This window comes from Mammaliicoccus vitulinus, assembly GCF_029024305.1.
Lineage (GTDB): Bacteria > Bacillota > Bacilli > Staphylococcales > Staphylococcaceae > Mammaliicoccus > Mammaliicoccus vitulinus.
On the sequence record NZ_CP118974.1, the window covers coordinates 148,561 to 167,306 of the forward strand.

Genomic DNA, 18,746 nt, shown 5'->3' on the forward strand with positions numbered 1-18,746 from the left:
AGGGGATAGAACAATGACTGAAAGAGATGAAAGTAGTAAATCCATTCATTTACATCATGAACATGCAGGTAAAATAGAAATCACGAGCAAGGTTGAAGTGAATACGGAAGAAGATTTAAGTGTCGTATATACGCCAGGTGTTTCTGAAGTTTGTAAAGCCATTGCAGAAGATGAATCGAGAGCGGACACACTAACAGCACGCGGGAATATGATTGCTGTTATTACAGATGGCACTGCTGTGCTTGGGTTAGGTGATATTGGACCAAAAGCAGCAATACCGGTTATGGAAGGTAAGAGTATCCTTTTCAAAAAATTAGCAAATGTGGATGCCTTTCCGATATCTTTAGATACAAAAGACACTGAAGAAATCATATCCATCATAAAAGCATTGCAACCTAATTTTTCAGGGATAAACTTAGAAGACATATCTGCACCACGTTGCTTTGAAATAGAGAAACGATTAATCGAAGAGATGGATATTCCCGTATTTCATGACGATCAACACGGAACGGCAATTGTCGTGCTTGCAGCGTTAATCAATGCACTTAAAGTTGTAGAGAAAGAAGACGATAATGCAAAAATTATTATAAATGGCGCAGGGTCAGCAGGAATCGCAATCGCGAAGTTGTTGTTAGAAGCGGGATATAAAAACATTACATTGGTCAGTCTAGAAGGTGTCTTAAATCAATCAGAATCATGGCTAAATAGTACGCAACAAGAGATTGCAAAATATACAAACCTTGATAATCAAACCGGCACATTAGAAGACGTTATACAACATGCAGATGTGTTCATCGGCGTGTCAGGACCAAAAGCATTAACAAAACAACACGTACGAACAATGAACGATAATCCAATCATATTTGCATTAGCCAACCCAACACCAGAAATATATCCAGAAGAAGCATATGAAGCAGGTGCGGCAATAGTTGGAACAGGACGTTCAGATTATCCTAACCAAATCAATAACTTACTAGCATTCCCAGGGATATTTAGAGGCGTATTAGACGCACAAACACAACGCATAACAACAGAAATGAAAATCGCTGCAGCTAAAGCAATCGCTGCAACAATAGAAGAAGATGAACTAAGTACGAATTACGTTATTCCAAATGCATTAGAAAAAAGAGTCGTAGAACAAGTCGCAGAATCCGTTAAGAAATGCGTGGAAGATCAACACAAAGTATTGGTATAAATTATAGTTTGATTAAAAAAGCAGAGAAATCTGCTTTTTTTTAATGAGAATATTTTGTAGGTCATCAAAGTTATCTTATAAACTACTTACTATTTGCTAATTTTATGATAGTAATAGTCTAAACTATATTGAATCAATGAATCTCTTTCTATCTCTCTGTTGTTTTCTAAATAAATAGGCAATAAAGCAGTGCCTTTTCCTAATTCAACCAAACTTATAATCGCTTCTAAAGAATCTATTTCAAGAATATTTTGATGTTCGGTTTTCACTTTTAAAGATAATTGTCTTAAAGGGCATTGTTCATCTCGGTTTATTAGAAGTGGAATAAGGTGATTATCTTTGTCGTTGTTAAAAAAAGCCAAATTTAATGTTTCAGTTTTTTCTAAGACATAGTTAGGTATTTTATTAAAGCTGATTACTTTATTGTATATCTTATTTTGTAATTTTTTATTAATTTCAGTTGTTGTAGCAATATCTATATCCGAATCTGTAAAGAATTTATTTTGTTGTGTTAAATAGCTGAACAATAATTCTGAACAAAGTAAGGTTTGTTTATTATTTTTAATTTTAGTTTTTATAAATTCTGTTTCATTCAAGACTCTTAAACAGTAATTATAAAATTCTTTTCCTTCTTCATTAGGTTCTATTCCATTATTGGAACGGATAAATAGTTTTACTTCTAAGTACTTTTCAATGTGGTTAATTCTTTGGGATATATTTGATTGAGCATATTTTAGCTTGCTTGCAGCTTGGTTAATAGAATCACTTTCGTATACTGTTTTGAATATTTCTAAATCATTTAAATTCATATTATTCACCTATCAGTTTTAGTGATAACTATATCATAAATAGGTATTATCCAAAATTTATTTTTAGATGTAATGTCATATGTAAGGAGTGATATATATGTATGCAATGCAATATGAAATTAAATTACCAAACGATTATGATATGGATATCATTAGAAATCGAGTTAAAATGAATGGCTTTAAGACTGATAATTTTCCAGGATTATCCTTAAAAGCTTATTTAATTAAGGAAAAGGATCATAATAATATTACCAATATTTATGCTCCATTTTATTTATGGAATGATTCTGAAGGAATGAATAAATTTATATTTGATGGATATTATGACAATATTATTTCCTCATTTGGCTGGCAGAAAATTAGTATAGGCATTAAATATGAAGCTAAAATAGAAAAAAATATCAAGAAAAGCCGGTATTTAGTTGAAGAATATATAGATATTCAACCAGTATCTTCAATAAAAAAGTTGGATATCAAGTCTAGTTTCGAGTGTTATGAGAATACTCTTTCCGAAGTAATCATTTATAATCCTGAAAAGTGGAAAGTAGTTAAATTTTCATTTGTAGAAAATTTGCCTAATAAGTTGAATGAGCATGTGAGTTATTATGAGATTTTGCACATATCTAATTAATGACTTGAAAGATTGTATTGTGATATTATACATGTAAAGACATGATAAAGGAGTGATAACCATGAGTGAACCAACCAATAAGGCATATGCTAAAGTATATAAAAGTGGTAATGGCCAGGTTATCAGTATTAAAAAAGATATGTTAGAAAAAGCAGGTTTTAAGATAGGGGATGAACTTGTTATGAATGTTAAAGGTAATCAAATTGTATTAGAAAAACCGAATACATTCAAAGACCGTTGGAGAAAGTTTATTGAAGATGGTGGAGAATATGAACGTGGTGAATACGATTGGGGAGAATCAGTGGGGCGTGAAGAATGGTAAAACAGTACGATATTATTAAATTAAATCTAAATCCTGTTCAAGGCAATGAAAAAGGAAATTATAGACCATGTTTAGTCGTAAATATTACAGAGTTCACGAAACAATCTGGTTTCGCATGGGTTATACCTATTACATCACGTAAACAGTCACGCTATCCTACAGATGTTATAGTTGAAACAGAAAAAGGATTGATTAATGGTGTTGTAGATTGTGCTCACATTAGAACAGTTGATTTATATACACGTTCCCATCAAAAAGTTGATGTACTAAAAGCAAATAAGATAGAAGAAGTAAAAGATATTCTAACAGGTATTATGGATTTGTAATAAAAAAACACTGCAATCATATAGATATTAAGAATATATTTAAAGACAATATGCCCAGTAATTTACGTATTAAGGAATGGAGAAATCCATTCCTTTTTATTTACCTTTGATTTGATAAAATAATTTATCATATTTTTAATTTGTTTATATATGCTTCTATTATTTCAAATAACTATAGAAAGTAATTTTGATATGAATTACAATAAATCTATTAACTTTTGTTATAAAAAAACAGTACGGGGGAAAGAACTTGAAGAAGATAATCTTAGGGATGGTATTAGTAGCGCTCCTCATGACAGTGGGTGTGTTTGGAATAATAGCTTACAATGTAATATCTGGAGACAATCGTATTGAATTTTCTAGTAGTCAAAACGCATCTCAGGAAAAATCTCATAAGGATTCAAATAGAAGTTCTAAAACTTCGGAATCTAATCATTCAAAAGGTAATCCGCCAAAAATTGATGTTCAAACGACTCAATTTAGCCTAGACTTCATGAATTCAGATGTGAGAAATGAATTTAATGGTGTAGCGTTAGGCATGTCACGTGAAAGTATTGAAAGTGAATTCGGGAATTCAGACGGTGATGTGGCAGTAGGTCAGTCTAATGCTGAAAGATATGGTGATTTAGCTGTTACATACGACAGTGATGATAAAGTAAAAAATATTTATGTCGCACCAAGCAATATATCAGTAGAAGAATTTAAATCATTGCATGGCACACCGACTATAGATGATAACGATGGATTAGTATATGATGATAATCCGAACAATGACTTTTCAATACTCATCACAACTGAAAATGGTGAAATAAAGACAATTGAAAATGTAGATCAAATTCCATGAGGATCAGAGAATTAAAATGTTATATATTTTTCACCAGCTGCTTAATAGTAGCTGGTCTTTTTTATGTTGAAATTGGACATAAAAAAGAGAAAAACTTATGCTATAAGCTTTTCTCTTTTTCGATATATTATGACTTGTGTATAAATTTTGTTGTATGAGTGTTCAGTTATTCACTAACTAAAGTTGTTTCTTGATTCAATAAGAATGGTCTATAGTAAGCGACGATATCGTTCATTGGCAATACTTCTTCAGGTAAATGAATACCTAATTCTTCAATGATATAATTTCGTCTTCTCTCAAACCTTTGCCATAAATCAGGATAAGTTTCTTTAATTTTATTTCTTAAATCATGATCTGCTATTGCTACACCATCTTCACAGCTTACCCCACCATATCCCTTAACACTTGGGATGATGTCTATTTGGTATACTTGTCCGCTTTTTATCGTACATTGTGAATTTGGATAGAATGGAGATGATAGCCATTCTTCTGTTGCAGTAAAGTGACCTGGATTTAATTCCCAACCATATTGTTCTTTTGGAAAAATATCATTAATTAAATTGTAAAAGTCGTCACCTTTAGTACCAATTTTAAAATTTTCTAGCCATGTTGTTATAGCTGTATAATAAGGTATGGCAACTTTTTCTAAATATTGTTTCTCAGATTCATTTAGATCTTCGCTAGTATTTGCAACATATCCAGCTCTACTTGATAAGCCGCCTTTATACCCAACTGTTAAGGAAATTTTATGACCTAAACTTATTTTTTTATCTCTCGGATAAACAATGGCATTACTAAATCTATCGCCATTTGCAGTTATGGTAGTGACAGTATGAGGTTGACCACCGTAAGATAGGCTATTTGCTAATTCGACTTCAGTCTTTTTTAAGTTAACATTATTTAATGTATTGAACATACAAACTCCAGCTAATGTAGAGCCATACTCTAAATAAGCTATTTCCTCAGCTGAGTGCATTGTTCGTATGCCATATAATGGAGAAATCAGTATGTCTGTAATGTTTAAGAGAGACTTAGATATAGATTGAATAGATTCAATTATAAAATACGGCAAATCAAATAATGTTGAGTTATTTTGTTGAGTTGTAAATAGTTTCCATCCAATTATCCCAACTACTTTTTCTGAAGTTATACCACTTTTTGTTAATATTTCATCTAAGTTCTCTTGATCATACATAGGCTGACTAGGTAAGGAAAGTATCGGCGCATGAATGGCTTCACAAGATAACCTTGAGAACTTAGCCATTTTCATATTTTCGTTACCAAGTACTAAATAAGATTTACCATCTCTATGAACGACCAATAAAGCTTCTTCAAATCTCGGTACAAAGCCAGTAAAATATTCAAAGTTAGCAGCATGTTCTCTATCAGCATATATAACAGCGACATCTACACCTTTATTTTCCATACTTGATATTAAATTATTTTTTCTATCAGCGTATATTTTGTCAGATAGAATAATTTGATCATTATAATCAGACATTACGGGTGGGTTCGTTTTTTTGAGTTGTATATTCATATTAATACTCCTTTATACTGATTAAATTTTCATTCATTTCTTTTATTTGTGTATAAACTTTAGAATGTACATCTAAATTTGTAATAACATAATCGAAATCTTTAATATGACCGATTGTATATAGTGATGTTTTATTAAACTTCGTACTATCAGTAACGAGGACTTTTTTCTTCGATTGATTCATAACAGCCATTTTAGTATGTGCATCTTCTTGATTAGGTAAAGAAACAATGCCGTCACTTGAGATAGACTCTGTACCAATAAAGCATATATCGAAATTATAATTTTGAATATTGCGTAGTGCCTCAAAGCCAGTAAAACCGTTTGATAATTCACGATATTTACCCGCAATAGTATGCAATTCTAAATCTTCAATACGTGATAATGTATTTAAAATCAACATAGAATTTGTATAAAAGACACTTTTTTTCAAATGAATTAACTCTCTAGCAACAAAGTAAGGTGTCGATCCCGTTTCTAAAAAAATACTTTGTCCATCCTTTATTAAAGAACGCGCATAATAACCCATCTTTTTTTTATCTTCAACAAACTCTGATGTTTTAATAAACATTGGATACTCAATGTTATTATCACTTTTCTGGATAGCACCACCATGAACGAGTTCCAAATAACCCTTTTCTTCCATTTCTTTTAAGTCTCTGTGGATCGTCATAAGCGAAACAGATAGCTCTTCGGATAATTTTTTGCTCTTAACTTCGCCGTCTAACTTTAATAGGTTATATATATATTTGAATCGACTATTTTGTGTTAATTGATCTTTCATATAAACCTCCTAATAAATGAATTAACTATAATATAACACAAATTAACATTTTGATGATGATAATTAAAGTAAGTTAACATAAAAGATTGTTATTGTTTAGGAAAGTTAGTATAATTCCGTGTAAGCGTTGTCATAAATATTTTTACAAGGGGAGGAAGGGAAGATATGTCAAAAAGTTATGAAAATATGAGCAAAGAATTAATTTCAGCAGTTGGCGGAATTCAAAATATTGATGAATACTATCATTGTGCTACTAGACTCAGAATCAAAGTGAAAGATAAAAGTAAACTTAACAGAAAAAGCTTGGAAAATATTGAAGGAATATCTGCCTCAATCATACAAGGCAATGAAGTTCAAAATGTAGTTGGAACAGATGTTAATGCATTTTATCTAGAATTTTCAGAGTATATTAAAGCAAATGAACAACATACTTCTAACTATGATAACGGTAAGGAAACAAAGAAAGATAAATCTTTTATATCATTAACGTCAAAAATATTAGATTTTATTAGTGGCGTATTAATTCCAATAATGCCAGTATTCTTAGCTTCTGGATTATTATTAGCTATCTTAAATGTATGTGTAAACGTATTTGGATTTAGTGATAAAAGTGGTACTTATCATGTGTTTTCTAGTATAGCTTTAGCTGGTTTCTACTTCTTACCGATATATGTAGGATTTCAGGCTGCAATAAAATTAAAAATACCACCTGTTATGGGTGCATTTTTAGGAGCGATAACTGTTTTTGATGGCATAAATAATACGAAAAATCTTGATATTTTGGGTGTTCCTATTAAAGAGACAGTATACAATGGGACAATTATTCCATCAATTATAGGCGTTTTATGCTTATCAATTATATATAAATGGTTAGATAAAAAATTGATAAAAGAAGTTAAGTATTTTATAACACCAATTTTATCAATTAGTATTACAGCACCACTTGTATTATTTATTTTTGGTCCGTTAGGAACTATGATTAGTGAGTTGTTAGCTAATTTATTTATTTTTCTAAGTGGAAAACTAAACTGGTTAGCTTTTTCTATTTATAGTGGTGTATACCCTATTATGGTGGTATTTGGTATTGATAAAGGAACTATACCTATTAGCTTAAATAATATTACTAATTTAGGATTTGATTCATTAGTATTACCTGCTGCATTAGCTAGTAATACAGCTGTGGGAAGTGCCGCATTAACAGTAGGCTTTTGGTCTAAAAATAAAAAAACCAAAAGTTTAGGTTATTCAGCGGGAATAACAGGAATACTGGGTATAACAGAACCTGCACTTTTTGGTTTTTTGATTCCTTATAGAAAAGCTTTCATGGGGGCTATTATAGGTGCAGTAATTGGCGGATTATTCGGAGGAATTATGAACATTGTTCAAGGCGCTCAAATTGCTCCAGGATTAGTTGCACTTACAACTTTTTATGTTGGCTCATCACCTGCACAAAACATTATAAATGGATTTATTACTTTAATAATTTCAGTTGTATCTAGCTTTATTGCTACTTCAATACTTATAAAAAGAGACAAAAATATTATTGATGATGAAAAAAATAGAGATGAGGGAGAATAGTTTATGAAAGTTTTAGTTGGTTTTTTTAACGCAGAATCTAATACATTCAGTGAGAAGAATTGTACTCTAGATGACTTCGTAATCAAAGAATCACAAGAAATGCAAAATTCTATGCAAGGTTTGGATGTGTTTAGAAAAAACAACATAGACATTATACCGAGTATCTATGCTAATGGATATGCTCAAGGCATGATTGATTTTGAAGCATTTGATTATATAGAGAAAAAATTACTGAATTCTATAAAAGAAAATATAGATAGAATAGACGGTATTTATTTGTTTTTACACGGTGGGAGTTACGTTAAAGATTTAGTTGGAAATTCAGGTGAACATCATTTAATTGATAAAATAAGAGAGATTGTTGGACCTTATTTTCCTATTGCAGTAGTTATGGATCCTCATGGAAATATCTCTAAAGATTTTATAGAAAAGTGTACTTTAGTTAGATGTTATAGAGAATCACCGCATACAGATATTGATGAAACGTATAATCATGTTGCAGAATTATTTAGCGAATTCTTGAATAACAGAAAAGATATCACACCGACATATCTCAAGATACCAATTATGTTAGGAGGGGAACGGTCTTCATCTAAAGATGAACCTTTGAAATCTATTAATGTTTTATTAGATGAGATTGAAAGTAATGAGCGAATATTAAGTGCATCATATCATATTGGTTTTGTTAGACAGGATAATTACACATGTGGGGCAGGAGTTGTCGTAATACCTAGTGATAATAAGTACCGAAACGATGCGTTAAAAAAAGCTCAAGAGATAAAGAACTATGTTTTAGACAATAAAGAAAAATTTCATTTTACTGGAAATGCAAAGTTACCAGAAGAAGCACTGAAAGAAGCAATGGACTATCATAAAGGAGTAGTTATAGTAAGTGATTCTGGTGATAACACGACTGCTGGAGCACCTGGAAATAGTTTGTTTATGCTTAAACAATTATTGGATATTAAAAATTATCATCATAAAAAAATTTTAATTAGCGCTATAACGGATATCAGTAACACCGAGTATTTACTAAATCAGGACGTCGGAAAAGTTATTCATATAAATTTAGGCGAAAGAAAAGAAGATAAATTAAATGTTTCTGCTACAATATTGAAAAAAGGAAAATTAAAGTGTTTATCTATTTTTGGGAGTGCTGAAGATATTGTAGGTGAAGTTGTCTTATTAAAACTAGATAAAGTTGATATTACGCTTATTGTATCAAATCATTTTACTTCTTTTGCAGAAATTAATCAGTTTACTGAATTGGGAATACATCCGAGAGACTATGATATTGTAATCGTTAAACAGGGCTATATTTTTCCGGAATTAGAAGAAGTAGCTGATCATACTATTATGTCTTTGACACCTGGGGACACATATCAATTGACTGAAAATCTTGAATATAAAAGGATTTATAGACCAATGTACCCTATAGATCAATTTTAAGTGAAAAATAGCCTTCTTTGCTAATCTTGCATGTAGGATATGATATTGGATTTTTATATTAATTATAATCTCTCTCTCTTTATGAACAAAAAACGAAGCCCTTTTTATACGGGCTTCGTTTTTTACATCATTTTCTACTTTTGATTAACAAATACATAAAGAATGGTGAGCCGATGAGTGCTGTGAATATACCGGCTGGGATTTCTTTTGGTAAGAAGAGTGTTCTTCCTATTAAGTCACTTAATAATATAATAATTGCGCCAATAATCGCGCTATATAACATGCGATTTCTAAATTGATGTCCTCCGAGCTTCATCGCAATGTGTGGTGCGATTAATCCAACAAATTGTATGCCGCCAACGTAACTCATGGATATACCAATCAAGATACTCATGGATAAGAGGGCGATGATGGATATGTATTGGTAAGGATTACCTAATGCGAAGGACAAGTTTCTGCCTAAGTAATGTACATCAAATGATCGTGCATAGTACATAAGGATTAACATAACGATCAGTAATATGCTTCCGACAATTATGACTTGATGATATTCTGCTTGATGCACTGAACCTGTAATCCAAATTTGTGCTTGAGCGCTTCGTTTATTTGAAGTCAAAATTAAGAACATGACGATTGCTTGGCAAAGTATATTAAAGCTTATACCTATCAAGATTAGTCGGTCTCGCTTGTAACTTTTTCTCAATGCTAAAAAGTATAATAGAGCTGTAACGATGACAGCACCTAGCATGGAAAAAACGGGTTGATAGGTGATTGGTAATAATAATGCTTCTGTACTTGTTGTTAAGACGATTAAGAATACTAATGATCCTACGTTTGCACCTTGTGATATACCAATTACATCTGGAGATGCTAAAGGATTTTTCGTAATGAATTGTAAGACGCAACCTGCGATACCGAGTGCAGCGCCTGTTACGATTGAAAGTAAGACTCTTGGCAGTCTTAATGTATTTATGACAAGGTTTATATATGGATCGTCTAACTTAAAGAGGCCGCTTAATACATTTTGTGGTGCAATAAAGCTGTCTCCCAGCATGAGCGTCAGTAAGGTAGTTAACATGAGCAATACGATTAATATAATTAATTTTTTCATTCTGTTAACTCCTTACGATTAAGAATTAAATAAATGAATATCGGCGTGCCGATAAGTGCTGTCGTGATACCAACAGGCAGTTCTCTCGGCATAAGTAAATATCGGCTTAAAATATCACTTAATAACAGTAAACAACCACCTAAAATTCCGGATAAAGGTATAACAATGAAATGGTCATGTGACTTGCATATCATTTTTGCAACGTGTGGTGTAATAAGTCCTATAAAAGCAATCGGTCCTGCTAATGCAACAGCTGAGCCACTTAACAGTACAACAGCTATCATTGTAAATATTTTGATGGTTAATATTTTAGCGCCAAGTCCTTTTAAGGCATCATCGCTTAACATATATAAATTAAGTGGTTTAGCCATGTATAAAGCGATGATTAAGCCACCTAAAATAAATGGCCAAATATACATTAAGATATCAATATGTTTATTGGCAACAGAACCGTTTAACCAATATATCAATTCTTCAATCGCTGATTCATTATATATGAGTAACCCTTGAGTAATGGCCATGCAAAAGGCGCTAATACTTGCTCCGAATAATGTGAGTTCCATTGCATTAAAAGGCTTAAATGGTAATGTTGTTGCTAAAATAATCAATGTTGCGATAATGATTGTACCTATGAATGCCATAGACGCTAATTGAAATACTCCATTCAGGCCAAACCCCACAGTAGCGATCACAACCATTAAGCTAGAACCACTGTTAACACCCATGATGCTAGGACTTGCAAATGGGTTACGGGTAATGGTTTGGATCATTACACCACTAATACCCATTAAAACACCGACAACCCCGCCCAAAATTGCGCGAGGTAGTCTTAATTGTGTGAGTACACGTTGATCTTTAATTGTTTCTCCATTGATATAATGATGCCATATATCTAAAAATGTGAAATGTTTATAACCTAACATCATACTTAAGATGAATAGAGAGATAAACAAACCTGTGAATAGGAGAAACCACCAAAGGTATTTATTTTTCACTTAGCTTAGCCTTTACATCGTCAACCATCATATTGGCAGATAACACGCCACCAGAAGTGTTCCAAACAGCGTCATCTACTTTATAAACATGACCTTTTTTAGATGCATTTAAATCTTTGAATGCTGGATCATTTATCCATTCTTTTTCTAATTGTGATACTTTTTTGTTATCTTCTTGGAAAGTAAAGTAGAAGATGTAGTCTCCATCCATTGCTTTAATACGTTCTTTAGTAACGCCTTTTTCAGCAAAATCATCTTTATCTTGACCTTTCGGACGTTTAATACCTAATTCATCTAAGATGACGCCAGAGAATGTATCTTTATGATAAATTCTTACGTCTCCTGGCATGAAGCGAATCATTGATACTTCTGAATTTGCTTTATCTCCAATTTCTTTTTTAGCTTTTTCTACATGTTTGTCATAATTACTTAAAACTTCTTTACCTTTATCTTCTTTATTTATAGCATTTGCATATAATTTAAAGTTATTTTTCCAATCTCCACGTAATTCATTTGAATATACGGTCGGAGCAATTTCAGAAAGCTTTTTGTATTGAGCTTCTTGTCTGAATTTATTACCAATAATTAAATCTGGTTTTAATTTAGCAATTTTTTCTAAGTTGATTTCACTTTCGCCACCAACTGGTTCAATACCTTTGTATTTCTTTTCTAAGTGCTTATACCAAGGATCACCAGCAAATGAATTTGCAGCACCAACCGGCTTAACGCCCATTGAAACAAGCGCTTCAGTACCTTCGTTAGTTAAGACTACAACACGTTTAGGATCTTTCGGAACTTTAGTCGTGCCCATAGCATGTTTCACTTCACGCGTATCTTTATTTGAAGATTCTTCTTGCTTACCACCACAAGCAGCAAGCATTACAACTAAAACAACTAATACTGATAAAAGCTTTCTCATTTGTTTAACCTCTTTCTAAAGTTGAGTTTTTGAATATTTCGACAATGATTTTCATTATCAATTATAGAATATTACCTTTTTTTGTCAATAATGAATTTGAATTTATTAAATAATAAGCTATAAAGTCGGTCAATTTAGAATAATTCTGTTTTTATATGATTTTTGTAAAAGCACTTTTTCGTGGAAGGTGCTTGTAAGGATACTGTTGTAAGCAAGATTGCCGGAATGTGCTAATAAGGCAATCGTTAAAAGCAAGATTGCTGGAACTTGCTCGTAAGGCTACTGTTAAAAGCACTTTTCTTGGATTCTGCTCATAAGGACACCCCCCATAAACACAAGACAACCTGCCCATAAATCCGACCCCCCATAAATCCGGGCCATAACTACAAAATGTGCTGAAATAGTTATATCCTCATAAACAAATTCTATATATATCTAATTTCAGGTAGTTCGTGAGATAAAAATTGTAAATGGCTTATGTCGTACCCATAGCTACCGGCGTATTTGAATACAACCCAATCGCCTGTTTTGATATGGCTAATGTTATAAGGTTGGCCGAAGACATCATTTGGCGTACATAGTTTACCTGCGAATACGACTGTATCGTCACGGATTGTTTTGATTCTGCCAACTGTATCTTCGGATGCTATGATTTCAAATGGTTGGTTATGGTTCCATGCTTTAGGAAATCTGAAATGATTTGTGCCGCCATTGAGCAAGACGAATGTTTTGTTATGCATCGACTTTATATCAAAGACGTTTGCCGCATAATAGCCAATTGGACCAGTAATAAAACGCCCTAACTCAAATGTTAACTGGGGTAGGTGTTGAATGCGTGTTGCAAAATAATCAAAGTCAAATAACTTTTGTTCATCATAATCTATACCTATACCGCCACCAACATTGATTGAATAATCTTCAGGTAAATGTTGTTTATATTGATGCGTGAATTCTACAGCACTTTCTATAAATGTTACGTGAGCGTCTTCGTCTAAGTTATTGCTCATTGAATGAAAATGAAAACCGGTTAATGTGATACGCTCTGTTTCTTTACATAGTTGAATCGCTTCGTCTATATCGTCATATGGCATACCGAATTGCGTTGGTACGCCTGCCATTTTTAATTTTGCGTTAGATACAATATTGCTTAAATTAATACGAATCATGACTTCGATGGTTTGATCAGTATCTTGTAGTAAATCTTTTAAATAGTCTAATTCGAATAGGCTTTCTACTTGTATAGATTTCACATGTTCTTCTATTGCATATGCTAAATGATGCTTTGTCTTTACAGGGCCACCATAAATAATTGGAACTTCAGAAGAGATGGATCTTACTTTTTCAATTTCACCTGAAGAGGCTACTTCAAATCCAGATACATACGGTAACAACGTTTCTAATATTTTGAGATTTGAGTTCGCTTTTGCGGCATAGTAAATGTCATGTTTAGTAACGGATCTTATCCAGCTGATTCTATCTCTTAATCTTGTTAAGTCATAAATATAATAATCATGGTTTGCGTCTTCGAGTGTCTGTTTAATGTTCTCCATATTGATTCTCCTTATTTATCATGAGCATGACACAAATAAGCGTTAAGAGCAGTCCGAAAATCATTGTCATATAAACGATTTGTATATTGAACTGTTCGAATAAGAAGCTCAGCAATATCCCACCAAGTGGAATGAAACCTTTATCCATCATTGCAATAGATAATACAGAGCCTCTATATTTAGCTTCTACATGCTGTTGTACAAGTATTCTATTTGTCGTTCTAAATGCTTGCGATGCAAAGCCCATTATCAATAATACAGCAGCGTATAAATATGTATTGCTAATAAACATGAGTAAGATGATTGTGATGATAAAAATCACAGACCATAGTTTTAAACTTTTCATGCTGTTTATGTTTGTTGACCGCATAAAAATAAGTAAAATGATAATAGAGCCTGCTGCAATCATTGCCGTAAAGAGTGAATAAATCATTGTATGACTACCAAATTGTGAATCGACAATACTTGGCAAAATAATCGTATATGAAAAGCCAAACAACATTGAAAATACACTCGATAACATGAGCAATACAATGATTGGTTTATGTCTTAAATACGACCAAATCTTGTGTTTCTCTTTTTTCTGATGATGCACTTCAGGTAAAGTTTGATTGAATAATATCACTATCAAACTCCCGAGAATAGGTAATGACAGTACAATATTCGAATGGAATTGTGCGAGCAACAAACCGCCGAGAAACGGTCCCGCGAGTCTCGCAATATTTAAAATTAATGCGTTTAAACTAATCGCTTTATGCAATTGGTCAGGCGTCACGAAACTTTGAATCAGTGCATTTCTTTGTATCGTATCAATTGCTTGGAAAAACGAACGCAGCATAATGATGAACAGAATAATATAAATATTCCATTTTTGCCAAAATGCACATGCGACACATAGCGTTAATAACATATTGAATAAATGAATGATATACATTAACTTCGTGGAACTAACCGTATCGATAAGTTTGCCAATTATAAATGCAAAGGCTAACTGTGGCATTAATCTCGCAAAGTTAATATAAGCAATAAATATCGCACTGCCAGTTAGTTGTAGCGTAATCCAATTTAATGCGATAATATCTACCCAATCAATCGTTCGAGCTATAAACTGAGAACTTACAAAACGATGATAAGAATTAAATTTTAATTTCATCATGAATTAAGAGCGGATTTGCTTTTTGTACATAAATATCTTGGCTTTCATTTGATACGCGCATCGTTAACAATGCTTTCTCGTTTATAGTCTCTGTGTAAAATGCTTTTATATCTGCTTCAGTATTTGTAGGGTTTTGAGTTTTTAATGTTTCAAATACAGCTTTGAATTTGCGGTTGATACGTTGCCATAACATGCTTTTCTCGTACTGATAATCTTCGCTAAAGTGCTGAACGAGTGTTGTTAAATGGTTGCTGATCAAAGTGTTTTGTACTTTTTCATACATGCCTTCAGTCGTCGCATTTGTTAAAGCATTGCTTAACGTTAGCCATTCAGGTACGCGAGAAGTGTCGATACGTAGACCGCCAAAGTCTCTGACATGAAGTCGAGTAGGGACACCGTGTATAAATTCAAATGACATGTTTTGAAGGTGTGCTTCTAACCCTATACCGTATTTTGTCATAAGTGTGAGGGCAGTCTCAATTAATATCGATGTATATTGCTCAAACCAGTCGATAGGTGATACGTTTTCACGTGCAGATTCAATGATATTGACGTATACTTTTTCGTTATTTTCATTAAATTCAAATAAGCATGTAGCAGCGTAAAGCAGCGATTGTGCTAATAAATATTGTGTGTTATTTTCTCTTAAAATAAACGATAAATTGCGCTGTTTCGCTTCTTCTTCGTGAATGTAAGTCATGCCGCCATATTCTAAAACAGGTAGACTAATATCATTTAGACGATTGTCCGTTTTATAAATAAATTTAAAATATTCACCGATATTTTTAGAATTGATAATACTATTATTGCTAATTGAGCGAATCGTTGATGTCATTTGTGAATTTACAGGCAGTTTAATAATGGGTGTAACGGCATCTAATGGACATACTGTTCTGAATGATGATGTGCTTTTAACGAGACCGCCTTTATGTTGTAAAGGAATAATGTCTTTAGATTGAATCTCTTCGTAGTAAAATTTATGTATAACATGTTCAAATTGATAAGGGTGAACAGGTATTAAGTCATACCCGTCTGGAACTTGCCCCACGTATCCACTGAAATCAGCAATTATCTCCATTTCTTCTAAGTCTAAATTGTTGTAAAGTAATCCTTTTTTAACGAATAGCCAATTTAACTTGAAAGCTTGGTTATATTCTGGTGAGTATTGCATCACTTCTTTAAATGATAGGCCTAATTTAGTCTTAGCACATGGATGAATATTATGGCCTGTAATGACATACTGTTCACTATGCAATAACGGATGATCACTTTTAGGTGATGCAGAACAATAAATAAAACTCATCGCTTGGTTGATCAGATGATTTTCTATTTCGACGAGTAATTTATGATAGTTAACAGTTTCGTCGCTATGATGATTAAGCCAATCAATCAATTCAAGTGGATCTTTAATATGGCGAGTAGTCGAGCCTTCAGTTATTTGAATATGCTGATTGTGTGAGTCATAAGTAATGTATATATCGTCATTAACATAAAGTGTTGAGCGATTGTTTACAGTTGCTACGTACATAATAGGATGCGTGATTTCTTCGTACAAACACGTTAGTAATTTTTTGAATGTAATGTTAATGCTCTCTTGAATGCAGTGATCGATGTAACGACGCTCATATTTTTCTGTATTTGCATATACCTCATTAATCCAACTCATTTATTTATCCTCCACGTATAACGGATTGTTTATTTTCGTATATTGATAGTCGTAACCTTCAGAGAAAATTCTCATCTTTAATAATGATTTAATGTTGAAAGTAGGTTGTTCTAAAATATTGATGTCAGGTGCACAATGTTCATGATGTTCAGCAATCATATTTCGAATGATCATATAACCTTCACCTTGTTTATAGCCGTAAGTTTCCAATACTTGTACGATTTGAAATAGATGGTTATACAGTACGGCATGAGAGAATACAGATAATAAATCTTCAAATGATTCAGTGATTAATCCCGTTGATGCATCTACATTTATATTTCTGTCGAATAACCTCACACCACCGAAATCTCTCACGTGAATAGATATTGGCATGCCATCTTTAATTTCAACGGTACTGTTTTGCATATGTGCTTCTAAACTAATGCCTTCTTCTAAAATTAAGCGATATGTCGCTTCTAACAAGTTATGTGTATATTCCGTTAAGAACAATTTTGTCGCAGACTCGAATGTCATCTTTTGAGATTTCATAATCGTTTCAATACACTCAATCAATATATGTTTTTTCGTGATGAAACTTTTCGTGATAAGGCTTCCACACACTAAATGATGACTGTCAGAGTCGTGAGGAATGCGTTGCCTCAACATATAACTGCATTTATTCGCGTGTTCCTTATGAATGTTTACATAACCGCCAGCTAAATCTTTTTGGATATAGCTATTATCATAACCATTTGTACGGTATATACGTTCAACAAACTCACTAAGTGCGATGCCGTTTCGGATAGAAGCGGGTGAGACATTTCTAACTGCACTAGTCGCTTGGACATTTACCGCCGTCTTCACAATGCAATTCAGCTCTTCTGCATCTAAAGTTCTAAAAGATAATAACGGATTGCTATCTACAGCTAAATCATACAACGGTATCATAAATTGATGCATAAAAAATTCTTCAAACTGTTCCAACATAAAATGCTCAAGTTGCCATTCATGAATAAACAGTAACTTATAATTTTCAAAAGGGATTTGCTGAGCATTACAGTATGCGTGTACCTTTTGCTTAAAATGATCTAACTCAATGGATTGATTCATCTGAATTTCATCTGCGAAACTCGTGTCACATAATACAGGGATGATTTTCACAGATTGTCTAAACTCAGGTGAATATTTCAGTACATGATTGATATCAAAACCTAATTTAGTCTTAGTCATAGGGTGGAAAGGATGCCCTTCAGTAACACTTTGTTCAAAAAAGACATCAGAAAGATGATGTTTTTCAACAAATTGAAAAATATTATCAAATTGATCAGCATATTTATGATGATCTTGTTCAAATTGAATGTAGCTCAACGTTAAATTGCGAATAGAATCTTGAATTTCATTCATAAGACGTTCGTCTTTAAAAATCGCCTCTTGATCAATATGCTCAAATTCAGCAAGTTGATTGATACGACCCATAACCTCTTCGTGGGCTTTCTTGTATAAAGTTTCAATATCTTCTTCAGAAAAATCTTGAAAATAGTTACGTATATCTTGTATGTGTTCGTTAAAAACAATTTCCAAAAAGATCAACTTCCTTTACGATGTTTAATATTATATTGAGAAACATTCTCAATTATAAGTTTTTTGAGTATTTTGTCAATGAAAGGTATTAATAATAAATAATTAAGAGTGATTATATATAAAAAATATTTTTATACTTTGGCAAGTCTAATACGACTAAATGAGTGGATAAAAAAGTTATAAAAAACAATCTGGGACATAAATGTCCTAAACTATAATGATTTTGTAAAGTGCATGCTTGCCTGGGGTATGGCTCGAGCCTGTAGTCTCTCACTCATACTATTCCCCCGGGCGTCAGCACTTTACAAAAT

General features: G+C 32.5%; 17 protein-coding genes. 7 read left to right on the forward strand and 10 right to left on the reverse strand.

What is annotated here, in order from left to right:
• Positions 1-13 precede the first annotated feature (13 nt).
• Positions 14-1,195, forward strand: coding sequence for an NAD(P)-dependent malic enzyme (locus PYW35_RS00740; RefSeq protein WP_103322575.1), 1,182 nt, complete (start codon positions 14-16; stop codon positions 1,193-1,195).
• An 89-nt stretch (positions 1,196-1,284) separates the two neighbouring features.
• On the opposite strand, the gene PYW35_RS00745 is transcribed toward PYW35_RS00740, so the two are convergent.
• Positions 1,285-2,004 carry a LysR family transcriptional regulator gene (locus PYW35_RS00745; RefSeq protein ID WP_103322576.1) on the reverse strand — a complete coding sequence of 240 codons (720 nt, stop codon included), beginning with the start codon at positions 2,002-2,004 and terminating at the stop codon, positions 1,285-1,287.
• A gap of 97 nt (positions 2,005-2,101) precedes the next feature.
• Here PYW35_RS00745 and PYW35_RS00750 point away from each other — a divergent pair, with 97 nt between their 5' ends.
• The 4 genes from PYW35_RS00750 to PYW35_RS00765 all read left to right on the forward strand — a co-directional run bounded on the left by PYW35_RS00750 (position 2,102) and on the right by PYW35_RS00765 (position 4,127).
• Positions 2,102-2,635 (forward strand): DUF4865 family protein, encoded by a 534-nt coding sequence (locus tag PYW35_RS00750; RefSeq protein WP_103322577.1) that lies wholly within the window; start codon positions 2,102-2,104, stop codon positions 2,633-2,635.
• Between the two features lie 61 nt (positions 2,636-2,696).
• On the forward strand, positions 2,697-2,957 hold the full coding sequence (locus PYW35_RS00755; RefSeq protein ID WP_103322578.1) for an AbrB/MazE/SpoVT family DNA-binding domain-containing protein: 261 nt from the start codon (positions 2,697-2,699) through the stop codon (positions 2,955-2,957).
• Positions 2,951-3,283, forward strand: coding sequence for a type II toxin-antitoxin system PemK/MazF family toxin (locus tag PYW35_RS00760; RefSeq protein ID WP_103322579.1), 333 nt, complete (start codon positions 2,951-2,953; stop codon positions 3,281-3,283). Before PYW35_RS00755 ends, PYW35_RS00760 begins: the two co-directional genes overlap by 7 nt.
• Before the next feature lie 250 nt (positions 3,284-3,533).
• Positions 3,534-4,127, forward strand: a complete 594-nt coding sequence (locus PYW35_RS00765; RefSeq protein WP_103322580.1) for a hypothetical protein — start codon at positions 3,534-3,536, stop codon at positions 4,125-4,127.
• Positions 4,128-4,293: 166 nt separating this feature from the next.
• Here PYW35_RS00765 and PYW35_RS00770 read toward each other — a convergent pair whose 3' ends face one another.
• The gene (locus PYW35_RS00770; protein ID WP_103322581.1) at positions 4,294-5,664 is read right to left on the reverse strand and encodes a M24 family metallopeptidase; all 1,371 of its coding nucleotides are present in this window, start codon (positions 5,662-5,664) and stop codon (positions 4,294-4,296) included.
• A gap of 1 nt (position 5,665) precedes the next feature.
• Complete coding sequence (locus PYW35_RS00775) at positions 5,666-6,448, reverse strand: DeoR/GlpR family DNA-binding transcription regulator (protein ID WP_103322582.1); 783 nt, start codon at positions 6,446-6,448, stop codon at positions 5,666-5,668.
• A gap of 165 nt (positions 6,449-6,613) precedes the next feature.
• On the opposite strand from PYW35_RS00775, the gene PYW35_RS00780 reads away from it, so the two are divergent.
• Positions 6,614-8,026: a PTS transporter subunit EIIC gene (locus PYW35_RS00780; RefSeq protein ID WP_103322583.1), complete on the forward strand. Its 1,413-nt coding sequence runs from the start codon at positions 6,614-6,616 to the stop codon at positions 8,024-8,026.
• Positions 8,027-8,029: 3 nt separating this feature from the next.
• The gene (locus tag PYW35_RS00785) at positions 8,030-9,475 is read left to right on the forward strand and encodes a M81 family metallopeptidase (protein ID WP_103322584.1); all 1,446 of its coding nucleotides are present in this window, start codon (positions 8,030-8,032) and stop codon (positions 9,473-9,475) included.
• 127 nt (positions 9,476-9,602) lie between these two features.
• Here the strand turns inward: PYW35_RS00785 and PYW35_RS00790 are convergent, their stop codons facing one another.
• The 7 genes from PYW35_RS00790 to PYW35_RS00820 form a co-directional block, all read right to left on the reverse strand.
• The gene (locus PYW35_RS00790; RefSeq protein WP_103322585.1) at positions 9,603-10,586 is read right to left on the reverse strand and encodes a FecCD family ABC transporter permease; all 984 of its coding nucleotides are present in this window, start codon (positions 10,584-10,586) and stop codon (positions 9,603-9,605) included.
• Positions 10,583-11,581 carry a FecCD family ABC transporter permease gene (locus PYW35_RS00795; RefSeq protein WP_103322586.1) on the reverse strand — a complete coding sequence of 333 codons (999 nt, stop codon included), beginning with the start codon at positions 11,579-11,581 and terminating at the stop codon, positions 10,583-10,585. The genes PYW35_RS00790 and PYW35_RS00795 overlap by 4 nt, the downstream gene beginning before the upstream one ends.
• Positions 11,571-12,500 carry an ABC transporter substrate-binding protein gene (locus PYW35_RS00800; RefSeq protein ID WP_016911991.1) on the reverse strand — a complete coding sequence of 310 codons (930 nt, stop codon included), beginning with the start codon at positions 12,498-12,500 and terminating at the stop codon, positions 11,571-11,573. Before PYW35_RS00800 ends, PYW35_RS00795 begins: the two co-directional genes overlap by 11 nt.
• Before the next feature lie 425 nt (positions 12,501-12,925).
• On the reverse strand, positions 12,926-14,050 hold the full coding sequence (locus tag PYW35_RS00805) for an alanine racemase (RefSeq protein WP_103322587.1): 1,125 nt from the start codon (positions 14,048-14,050) through the stop codon (positions 12,926-12,928).
• Positions 14,037-15,206 (reverse strand): MFS transporter, encoded by a 1,170-nt coding sequence (locus PYW35_RS00810; RefSeq protein WP_103322588.1) that lies wholly within the window; start codon positions 15,204-15,206, stop codon positions 14,037-14,039. The genes PYW35_RS00805 and PYW35_RS00810 overlap by 14 nt, the downstream gene beginning before the upstream one ends.
• Positions 15,187-16,872: an IucA/IucC family protein gene (locus PYW35_RS00815; RefSeq protein WP_103322589.1), complete on the reverse strand. Its 1,686-nt coding sequence runs from the start codon at positions 16,870-16,872 to the stop codon at positions 15,187-15,189. The genes PYW35_RS00810 and PYW35_RS00815 overlap by 20 nt, the downstream gene beginning before the upstream one ends.
• The gene (locus PYW35_RS00820) at positions 16,873-18,435 is read right to left on the reverse strand and encodes an IucA/IucC family protein (protein WP_103322590.1); all 1,563 of its coding nucleotides are present in this window, start codon (positions 18,433-18,435) and stop codon (positions 16,873-16,875) included.
• Between the last annotated feature and the right edge of the window lie 311 nt (positions 18,436-18,746).